Here is a 10192-nt window from a genome sequence, read left to right as displayed (position 1 = left end):
CTTATCCATGTGATCAGGAGTGCCATCACCGTCAGAATCCAAAGTCATACCTGAAGAATTTACTCTTGCTCCAGCCGGAGTGTTAGGCTCTTTGTCCAAGTAATCAGGAACACCATCACCATCAGAATCTTTCAACATGTCTTTGATACCGTTGATCTGAGTAGCAAGCTCTTCTTTAGTAGCATATTTGTCAGCTGCGATAAACCAGTCAGCATGTTCTTCATTTTTGCCAAGGTAGAAATTCAGACCAAGAGTTCCTGTCCACCAAGTTCCAGGCGCATGAACTAATGGATTTACCATAGGTTCAGTTGGTTGCACAGGGGCATTATATTGATTCCCGTCGAAGGTGTAAGTTTGCCTACCATTATGAATCATCGAGATGTCACCAGTAAGTGCAAGACGTTGTCCTAGTTTCAATTGTCCGGTTAATCCCGTAATAAAATTGTAAACATAGTCGGGCTGGGTATTCAATATGGTTTGTTCAAAACTTAAGCGTCCGCCTCCAACTCCGAAATGGCCAAGAAAGCCCACACTTCTAGTGAAGGACTCAAAGTTCATGAGTCTACCTAAGTTGGCAACTCCTTGAATATTGGCTCTTAGGTAATTAGTGGTAAACGCTGGGCTATTATCTTTTGCTTCAGAAAAGGATCCAAAACCTGCATCAGCTTTCACACCAAATTTTTCATTGAACATATAGCGCACACCAAAATCAAGATGTCCTATATTCAAAGTCGGGGATAGAAACCCGGGTGTCAGTGGTGCCATGGCTTTATTGAAACCTGCATTCGTTTCTAAAGACCAGCGGTTGAAATCATTTTGAGCTAAAATTATATTGGTAAGCCCCATAAGGACTAGGGTAAGTAATTGTTTTTTCATCTGTTTAGAATTGTTTTTCAATGGTCATATGGAATCTCGCTGGAATTATAATCATCCCTCTGTGTGTCGCCTTCGACATGCTCGATTTCATTATAAATGGTGTGAATTGGAATGATCTGGCAAAACTATACAAATTTCATGCTTATTTCTAAGAATAGCTGAACACAAAAAGAGCCCAGAATTTCCGGGCTTTTTTTTGATGCTATTCGTCTTTGGGTTTTGACGCCTCTTTATTTTTGGGAGGTTCAGCTAAGTCTTCTCCTTTCAAATAAGTCGGCAGATTCAAGCCGGCCATGTTGAATAATTCATTTAATGGAGGAACCGTCTTCATCATTCCTGATACAAAATTAGCTGTCGAGCCATTGCCATTTTCTCCTTGTCCAGAATCCCAAACAGTAATCTTATCAATCTTGATATTTTTCACTGCTTCCACTTGAGTTTTTACCAATTCAGGAAGTTTTTCAATCAAGAGCAATTGGAATGCTTTGGTGGGATCTCCTCCTGCCGCACTTACTACTTCGCGATAGCCCTCTGCCTGCTTAGTCAATATTTCATAGAGCCCTTTCGCTTCTGCTTCCATCTTCGCAAAAATAGCATCTGCTTCTCCTTTTGCCTGTTCTCTGATTCGCTCAGCTTCTGCTTGGGCATCTATGATAGCGCGTTGCTTTGCGATTTCAGCAGGTATCACCACGTTTGCATTTTGAGTAGATCGCTCTCTTTCTGCCCTTGCAGTTTCTGCTTTTTGCTCTGCAAGATATGCTTCTTCAAGTGCCCGTGCACTTTGAACTTTTTCAGATGCAAGAGCAATTCTTAATGCTTCAGCTTCTTTTTCTCTTCGTTGAGCGTCGGACTGAGCAATGGATATTTTTGCTTCGTTTTCTCCTTTGATTGCGATGGCATTTGCTTCGGAGGTTTTTACACGGGTATCTCTTTGTGCCTCAGCTTTACCAATGCTTTCATCTTTTGCAGCTTCAGCAATGCTGACCTCACGGTTTTTGTTGGTGATGGCTATTTTAACATCTCGATCACGCTGGGTGTCAGCAATCTGAACATCCTTTTCACGATCGGCCAAGGCTTTTCCTGTTTCACCTATTTTTTCTTGTTCTGCGACTGAGATTTTAGCTTCATTGATGGCTTTTGCAGCAGCTTCTTTCCCAAGAGCCTCAATGTAGCCTGACTCATCTTTGATATCCGTTACGTTGACGTTTATCAATTTCAAGCCGATTTTCTTCAGCTCACTGTCCACATTCTTGGAAATACTCTCCAGGAATTTATCTCTATCAGAATTGATCTCTTCTATGGTCATGGTGGCAATCACCAAACGTAATTGACCAAAGAGGATATCTTTTGAAAGTTCTTGGATTTGCTCATGTGCTAAGCCCAATAATCGCTCGGCAGCAGTATTCATCGTATCCGTATCCGTAGAAATAGCAATCGTAAATCTACAAGGAACGTCCACCCGAATATTCTGACGGCTTAGCGCATTAGTCAAATTTGCCTCAATAGAAATTGGCTTTAAGTCGAGGTAGGCGTAATCCTGAATAACCGGCCAGATAAAGGCCCCACCTCCATGAATACATCGAGCCGAAGTTCCTCCTGTTTTACCATAAACCACAAGGATTTTATCAGATGGGCAGCGCTTGTAGCGGGAGACAAGTGCCAGAATAGTCACAAAGGTGACAATCGTCGCAACGACGATAAGTATTAAAGGGTCCATAAAAGAATTGATTTAAAGCTTTTCTACGATGAGGATATTGCCACTTTCTACACGTTTGATTTTTACTGTGGCGTTGGTTTCTATTTTATCATGTTCAGTCATGGCATCTATTTCACGCACAGATCCGTTCAGACTTACCATGATTTTACCTTTTCCTTGCATTTTCCCGGGGATAGTGAGATATACATCGGCGATTTTGTCAAGCGTTTTTTCCAGACGAAAGGTGTTGTCTTCTCCCAGCTTTTGTATTTGCCTTATTATGAGAAAAAAGGAATAAACAAATGCAAACCCTACTGCCAAACTGATAAATATAAGGAGTGTGGTGTTTGGGATGAGCTTGTAAAAAGATATTCCTGTCCAGCTAAAACCCAGCAAGAAATTAATCAGATTTCGGAGGGAAAACATCTGGAAAGGAGCTTCCGCACCATCCAAGTCTCCATCAAAGTCAGCTTCTATTCCATCAGAACTGCCTGATCCCACAAAAGTCAAGATCGTCTGTATCACAAAAATCAAGGAGACTGGTATCGCGATATACCAGAAGAGTTTGAGCTGAGGATCTAATCCATCTAAAAATTCCATGTCATTGAGAGTTATAGCCATATTTGGCAGGCTCAAAATATCAAAAAATCTCTAATTACTATCTTTTTATTTTGAAATAACTAAGGAAAAATTTACTTACACGTTATTTAGGTATCAATATAAAATGCTATTGAGGAATTAAAAACTAGTAAGAATTCGGGAATGTTGTAAATAAGCTGATAGAGAAGGGGGTAAATAAAAATCCCAGAACTGTTAATTCTGGGGATTTAAGTTAGTTCAGTCTTCACACTGAATTGTTTTTTCGAGTTTGCTGATATCAAAACCCTTTTCAGTGATTCCTTCAAGAAGTTTTTCATATAGCTTTTCATCCATCTGCGGTGTCCTAGATAGGATCCAGAGATAGTTGCGATTTGGATGACCGACCACAGCATAGGAGTAATCCTTTGCCAGATCTATGATCCAGTACTTACCTTTGAAGGGCCAGAAAAACTGAACATTTAGCTTGGCATTTCCTGAACCATCTTCCAAAAATGCTTTGGCCGTGGAAGTTTTTATTTTTCCTTTCGCAGGTACGTTACAGCTGTTTTCGACCTTAATGGTACCATCCTCATTTGGTGTATAGGTAGCTTTGGTGCATGTGCAACCTTTTTGGAAAAACTGGGGAAATGAAGCGATTTCATACCAGTCTCCTGCATATTTTTCAAGATCCACGTAGTGTACTGTTTCCAGGTCTTGCGCTTTGGCATTATGTGACAAAAACATAACACCTGCTGCGGCTAATATTGGCATCGCAAGAGCTATTTTTTCGGTATTGGATAAAGTTCTCATAGTTGTTGGTTTAATTAAATTTAATTGGAGCCGTTGCCCTGTTTTGATAGCCATGGTAACTGATGGCGATGAAAAGAACTATGGCTCCGATTAGTGCCGTCCATTGTAACGTCGGGATACTTCCCCAATGTCTAACTGAAATGGCGATCAATGCCCAAACACCTACTGATGCAAATTCCCGAAGATTTCGAGTAGCGATCATATAAAGATTTAGGGTGACTGCCACGATGATCATTATTATGGCCCAAGTCACCTCAGAAATACCACCATTCCAGCCAGCTTTTGCTAGATAGGCTGAGATATTTGCGATAGTTGCCACCGCGATCCATCCACTATAAAGAGCAATTGGCCACCAGAGCCAGAAGATAATTGGCCGTGGTGCGTCCCATCTTTCCATGTTTGTATTTAAGATGGTGATAAGGAGACTGGCTAAAATTCCAAACATCACGATGATACTTACACCAGTATATTCCATAAGCCATATATAAATCCAAAGGCCGTTTCCGATATTTGCCATGATCAGGTACGGCCCGATTTGGGATAGGAAATCTGAATCTCTGGTAGGACTAAATGCCCTCGAAATAAAGAAAATACCCTGGACAAAAAGCGCCAAAAATATCACTCCCCAGATGGAGAATGCATATCCAGCTGGTGTAAATAGATTTTCGTAGTCAGCGCTTAGTGAACTGACGGTATTGCCATTTAATCCTTTAGCATTCACCCAATAATTCCAAAAGATTACTATGACCAAAACTATCATATTCAGGATAGCATATATTTTATGTGACTTTTTCATGTGTTTATATTTTTCTTTCAAAGGTCACATAGCCTGTCCCGTCCCGATATCGGGATCGATTCGGGAGAATCTCGCATTACGGATAATCATCCCTCTGTGTGTCGCTTGAGTCATACTCGATTTCATTGGGCTACTTATTAATTGGCTTGAGCTGCTGAAGTAATGTTGGGATTAACTCAGTGACTGTTGGGTGGGTTTGTACGGAATTCATCAGGGATTTATAACTCACTTTCCCGTACATGGCGGTCAAAAATGTCCCGATGATTTCATCTCCTCCTGTACCAAATACTGCTGCTCCTAGGATTTGTTCGGAGTCTGCATCCACTATCACCTCCATTTTTCCTTGGGTTTCCCCCTTTTCTTTTGCCCTAGAGATAGCATTCATAGGCATGCGGGCAAAGAGTAAATTTTTGCCTGATTCTTTTGCTTGAGAAAGCGTCATTCCCGCTCTTCCAAGTGGGGGATCGATGTATAAAGCATAATTTGTAATCCGATCATTTAGTGTTCTTCTCTTGTCTCCCAAAAGCTGATCTTCCATGATTTCAAAGTCATTATAGGAAGTATGGGTAAAAGCACCTTCACCATTACAATCGCCCAAGGCATAAATCCCTTTAATATTGGTTTCCAATATTTCATTTACTTCAAGATAGCCTCTGTCAGAAAGTGCTAATCCTGCCTTCTCTGGCTTGAGCAAATCGGAATTTGGAATTCTTCCCGTAGCAAGTAGAACATGAGAACCATTAATTTTCTGATCCTTACCATCTTTTTGGAAGGAAACGGTCACCCCATCTGATTTTTTGTTTTTTCCTTTTAGGCAATTGGCTCCGCAGATTACTTTTATCCCTTCGTTTATCAGTACTTCCCGGACTAATTCTGACGTATCGTGATCTTCTTTGGAAACCAGATAGTCGCCCATTTCCAAAACGGTAACCTTAGAACCCAATCGTTTGAAAATCTGGGCAAATTCTAGCCCTATATAACTTCCTCCAATAATAATAAGGCTGTCAGGAACCTTATCAAGTTGAAGAATTGAAGTATTGGTGAGGTAATCCACATCTTCAAATCCTTCCGGGATTTTGGTTCTTGCGCCTACGTTTAGAAATATTTTGTAAGATTTAAGGATTCGAGAACCGACTTTTAGCCTCGTTTTATCTATAAAAGTTGCAGTACCGCGTATCATCGAGATTTGAGGTGAATCAATCAAAGATTTCCGTATTCCGATTCTGGATTGGTTGACTAGTTTGTCTTTTCTTTTTTTTATGGCTTTCAAATTTACTTTGGGCTGTTTGGGTACTTCGATTCCCAAATTATGCGCATTCGAAATCGCCCAAGCAGCCCTAGCACTGGCCACATAGGCTTTAGTTGGCGTACAACCTGTATTGACACAAGTACCTCCCAGTGCGGCTTTTTCCACAATGGCCACTTTCCATTTTTCTTTGGCTAAGGCTAGCGCAAGGGGATTTCCTGCTTGCCCGGAACCAACAATTATGGCATCAAAAGTTTCTACTCTGTCTTCAATCATATTCAAAAAAAGTTTATTGGAAGGACTTCATTTCTCTAAAAGTTACAAACAGAAAGCCAAACACAAAAGAAGGAGCCTGATATCCAGACTCCTTCTTTAAGCAATGCCAAATCATGTAATTAATTTCTTGAACCTATCCAGTTCTTTACATTACCATGAAATTCATTGATGGCTTTGGTATGAAAATATGGATAGATGATTTTGTCTCTAAACCAGGACCCGCTACGATAAAATGTCTTATGCGAAACCTCGGTCTTTCCATTTGAAAGCGAATTGAATCGGATGAATTGAGAACCCTCAGATTTAGAGTTTTCCAGATAGCAAATTCGGATTAGCCCTTTGCTTTTATCAATTTCCATCACTTCATGACCTACTTGAAGTTTTATGGTGCCTTTGAAAACATGAAGGTTTAGAATAAGCACCTGACCTTCACCCATTCCTCCTGTATAGATTTGCCCAGGAAACACTTCCTCTCCTGTCTGTCTGGAATACAGCTGATGAAAATGGATCATCTGACCACTCCATGCTTTTTCAGGAGAAATATTGACATAGCCATCCCAGACGCTGTCGAAATCCTCATCGTAAAGGTAAGTTTCCAGATGCTGGTGATAATTGGGATCGGTATCCTGGTAGCAGATGGAGCTTAGCTTTCCGAAATCAATTTGTGAATTAACAGGCTTTTCTTTGTTGGGTTCTTGCATAGATTTTAAAAGATTCGCTTTTGCGAATTGAGGGTTAAAGAAAGTGAAAGTGAGCTTTATTCCCCAACCCTTTGGTGATAATAGGGGTAATTCGAACTAAGAGGAACTTATGATTATGAAACGCATTAAAGCAAAAAGAGGAGCCTTTTATAGCTCCCCTTTGGCTTTGATTAAAATGCTCTGTTTTCCAGATGTTTTTCCAGATCAATTTTGTCAATACCTTTTGACATCCAATCTGGAGCATCTGCCCCTTTAAGATGATGGTCAAAGAACTCCATCATTCTTACCGAGTAATCCTTCCGGTTTTCGAGTTTGCCCAAGCCATGGTTTTCTCCTTTGTACTGAACCAAGATTACTGGCTTTTTCAATCGTCTTAATGCAGAGTAATATTCTATTCCTTGAGTGAAGTCCACCGCTCCATCTTTATCATTATGAAGCATCAGAAGCGGTGTAGTTACATTTTTCACATGGTACACCGGGCTGTTTCGCTCGTAAGAATCCCAGTCTTCCCAAGGACCGCCAGTAAATCTACCCTGAGATGCTTCGAAGATCGACATGTTTCCTCCTCCCGAATTCCAATAGATCAAATCGTACATGGAAATCAGATTGGTTAATGGCGCGCCTGCAGCGGCAGCTTTGAACATATCTGTCTGAGTAATCAAGAATGAGGTCTGATAACCTCCCCAAGAGTGGCCGTGGATTCCGATGTTATCTTCATCGATTACCCCTGTTTCAATTGCAGCTTTTACACCGGGAATTACACACCATACTGCGGACATTCCCGGGTCATCCATGGTATAGACAATGTCTGGAATAAACACAGCATATCCATTGCTGGTATATACGTTAGGATTCCAACCTGTGCCGCTGAAGCCAGGATTTACCCAGTTGTGACGGGTTTGGGAAAGCTTTTCGTAATAATAAACTACGGTTGGATATTTTTCTCCTTCTACATAATTGGCTGGAAGGAAAAGCGCACCTTGAAGTGTATCGCCCTTGTCAGACACATAGTCAACCAGTCTTGTCCCTGATGACCAAGCATAATTTTCTGCATCAGGAGCATTTTCGGTCACTTGGGTAGGAGAGGAAAGCGATGCTTCTGCTACATAAATCTGATCAGGTTCATTGAATTTTCTCTTAGAAAAGAAATATACCCCAGCATTCTCCGCTTTTTTCAAAGAACTGATGCTGGCATCCTCCCAGATTAGTGGTTGTGCTCCAGGCTCTAGACCCTTTTTTGAAGAGCTTATAAGTGCAATACCACTTTTCTTAGTCCATTCACCATAAGTTTGGATGTACAATGGCTTACTCAGATTTATACCTTTTTCATCTGGATCAAGAGAAAAGCGGTATTGATATTTAATTTTTTCTGTTCTGCCGTTTTGAGTCAAATTCACTGCTTTGACTTTTCCTGTAACAGGCACTTGCCAGATGTCCCAGCCGTCATTTATCAATACATATTGGCTATCACTACTCCAGCCAAGTGCGCCTTCTAGTGGCTTTTTCACATTGTGGTCATCATCTTCATTCACGAATGAAACTGGCAAACTGCCTGTCAGATTAGCTTCTTCTCCAGCTTCTATATCATAGCTGTAATAGTTGCCATCGTATCCATAAAGCAACTTGGTGCCATCAGGTGAGCTGCGGGGATAAGAAGAATAACCAGGAAGGTAGAAGTTTGTGAAAAGCGTCTTTTTGTCTCCTGTTTTGAGATCTACAATATAGAAATCTCGATAGTTCTGTCCATCCAGATTACTTTGTAATTCATAGGCTTGATTGTCAGAGCCAATCGCATATTTCTCCTTGTCAAGAATACTCAGATCCCGCATGGTACTATCCTGAAGCTGAATATGCTTGCCAGCAGCTACATCGTACATGGCATAGAAGCTGTAATTTTTATCCTGATTTTCCAGAACTTGCTGACGGGATTGAAGACGGCTGTCATTCCAGTGCCAGATAGTCATGTCGGGCTTGTCTGCATCATTATCTTTTGGACTTACTTTTCCAGAGTCCAGTTTCGAAAGTGCTTTCTTTAAGTCAGCAATGGAATTCAAAGAAGTGTCGGCCATGATTCTTTTCATCGCTTCAGACTCTGCAAGCTTCACCGAATCTTTGTCTAATTCCTTTTTTTCCTCTTCCTTTTTTTCTAAAATCAACAGATGAATACCGTAAAAAAGTCTGGTCAAATCTTCTGACCACATCGGACGGCGATTTGGACTGATTGTATATTCTTTGGAAAATCCAGTTGAATCTTTAGCTGGATCATAGACTGTCACCTGAGGACTTGGTAGGTTTTTCACGCCAACTAATTTTCCCTGATCTTGCTTATACTTTTTGTCTTTGACCATTTTCAGAGCTGCAAAGGCATCGCCTTTCTCCGTCCAGTTGATGGATTTGTATGTGGCTTTGTCTGAGTCGAGCACAGTTGTGCTATTGTTGGTCAAGGTCATTAGATAAATCCCATTTCCTGATTGATTGGCTGCATCTACCGTATATGCCAGGTAATTTCCACTTTTATTGAAAGAGAATTCTGCCACATTACCGATATTTTGAGCTTTTTCTGACTTGAGGTTGTAAATCAGGAGATCAGAACCTTTAGCATCTCCACCACCATCTTTGGTCAGATTCACCGCCAGATGAGTGGCTGCTTCTCCATTGAAGGAGAAATTGCTTACGTTTTCAAATGTTTTCTTATCGTCTTTTTCGTCTGAGCCCAGTTTGATTAGCGTAACCTTGTCGTGCAAGGGTTTGCCTTTGGATTTCTTATTGGCTTCCTTTTCCTTAAAAGTTGGGTATTCTTTAAATGCGATCCACTTGCTATCCTCGCTGAATTCAATGGAAGGATAGGAAGTGAATCCAATTTTGAAAGTCTGAGTGGAATCTGGATCACTTACATACTTTAGAATCACTTCTCCATCAGCTTCCAGCGCAACCATTCCGTAGGCTATCCATTTGCCATCAGGGGAGATTTTGAAAGTGCCACTGTTCATGTATTTCCAGGTAGGAATGTCTTTCCAAGTCATCGGCTTGGCCGCTTCATCTTGGGCAATTGCCAGATTACAGATCAGGCAAAAAATCCAAAAAAAGTTAAAGATTCTTTTCATAGTTACAGCTGTTTAAGCGTGTAAAATAAGTTTTTTTGAAACAAATTGGCTCTCCTGTTGACCAATGTGGTTGCAATAGGGACGAAAAACTGAAAATGCAACAGATCA

General features: G+C 40.9%; 8 protein-coding genes. All 8 read right to left on the bottom strand.

Annotated elements, in window-relative coordinates; translation table 11 throughout:
• Window positions 1–876: polymerase (locus SYJ56_RS10635; protein ID WP_323834070.1), on the bottom strand; the 876-nt coding region annotated here is incomplete at its 3' end.
• Between the two features lie 202 nt (window positions 877–1078).
• The gene (locus tag SYJ56_RS10630; protein ID WP_323834069.1) at window positions 1079–2593 is read right to left on the bottom strand and encodes a flotillin family protein; all 1515 of its coding nucleotides are present in this window, start codon (window positions 2591–2593) and stop codon (window positions 1079–1081) included.
• A gap of 12 nt (window positions 2594–2605) precedes the next feature.
• Window positions 2606–3193, bottom strand: a complete 588-nt coding sequence (locus SYJ56_RS10625; protein ID WP_323834068.1) for an NfeD family protein — start codon at window positions 3191–3193, stop codon at window positions 2606–2608.
• A gap of 216 nt (window positions 3194–3409) precedes the next feature.
• Window positions 3410–3961 (bottom strand): lipocalin family protein, encoded by a 552-nt coding sequence (locus SYJ56_RS10620; protein WP_323834067.1) that lies wholly within the window; start codon window positions 3959–3961, stop codon window positions 3410–3412.
• A gap of 10 nt (window positions 3962–3971) precedes the next feature.
• Window positions 3972–4757, bottom strand: a complete 786-nt coding sequence (locus tag SYJ56_RS10615) for a hypothetical protein (RefSeq protein ID WP_323834066.1) — start codon at window positions 4755–4757, stop codon at window positions 3972–3974.
• A gap of 130 nt (window positions 4758–4887) precedes the next feature.
• Window positions 4888–6279, bottom strand: a complete 1392-nt coding sequence (locus tag SYJ56_RS10610) for a mercuric reductase (RefSeq protein ID WP_323834065.1) — start codon at window positions 6277–6279, stop codon at window positions 4888–4890.
• Between the two features lie 119 nt (window positions 6280–6398).
• Window positions 6399–6980: a hypothetical protein gene (locus tag SYJ56_RS10605; protein ID WP_323834064.1), complete on the bottom strand. Its 582-nt coding sequence runs from the start codon at window positions 6978–6980 to the stop codon at window positions 6399–6401.
• Between the two features lie 170 nt (window positions 6981–7150).
• The gene (locus SYJ56_RS10600; RefSeq protein ID WP_323834063.1) at window positions 7151–10084 is read right to left on the bottom strand and encodes a S9 family peptidase; all 2934 of its coding nucleotides are present in this window, start codon (window positions 10082–10084) and stop codon (window positions 7151–7153) included.
• Window positions 10085–10192 lie beyond the last annotated feature (108 nt).

Origin of the sequence: Algoriphagus aurantiacus (assembly GCF_035156405.1) — a bacterium.
Classification (GTDB): Bacteria; Bacteroidota; Bacteroidia; order Cytophagales; family Cyclobacteriaceae; genus Algoriphagus; species Algoriphagus aurantiacus.
The sequence above is the reverse complement of the archived record's forward strand: the minus strand, read 5'-3'. Positions and strand labels throughout refer to the sequence as shown.

Coding starts and splice junctions, on each gene's coding strand:
- SYJ56_RS10615 (WP_323834066.1), bottom strand. CDS start 4,757: ATGAAAAAGTCACATAAAATATATGCTATCCTGAATATGATAGTTTTG.
- SYJ56_RS10600 (WP_323834063.1), bottom strand. CDS start 10,084: ATGAAAAGAATCTTTAACTTTTTTTGGATTTTTTGCCTGATCTGTAAT.
- SYJ56_RS10610 (WP_323834065.1), bottom strand. CDS start 6,279: ATGATTGAAGACAGAGTAGAAACTTTTGATGCCATAATTGTTGGTTCC.
- SYJ56_RS10625 (WP_323834068.1), bottom strand. CDS start 3,193: ATGGCTATAACTCTCAATGACATGGAATTTTTAGATGGATTAGATCCT.
- SYJ56_RS10630 (WP_323834069.1), bottom strand. CDS start 2,593: ATGGACCCTTTAATACTTATCGTCGTTGCGACGATTGTCACCTTTGTG.
- SYJ56_RS10605 (WP_323834064.1), bottom strand. CDS start 6,980: ATGCAAGAACCCAACAAAGAAAAGCCTGTTAATTCACAAATTGATTTC.
- SYJ56_RS10620 (WP_323834067.1), bottom strand. CDS start 3,961: ATGAGAACTTTATCCAATACCGAAAAAATAGCTCTTGCGATGCCAATA.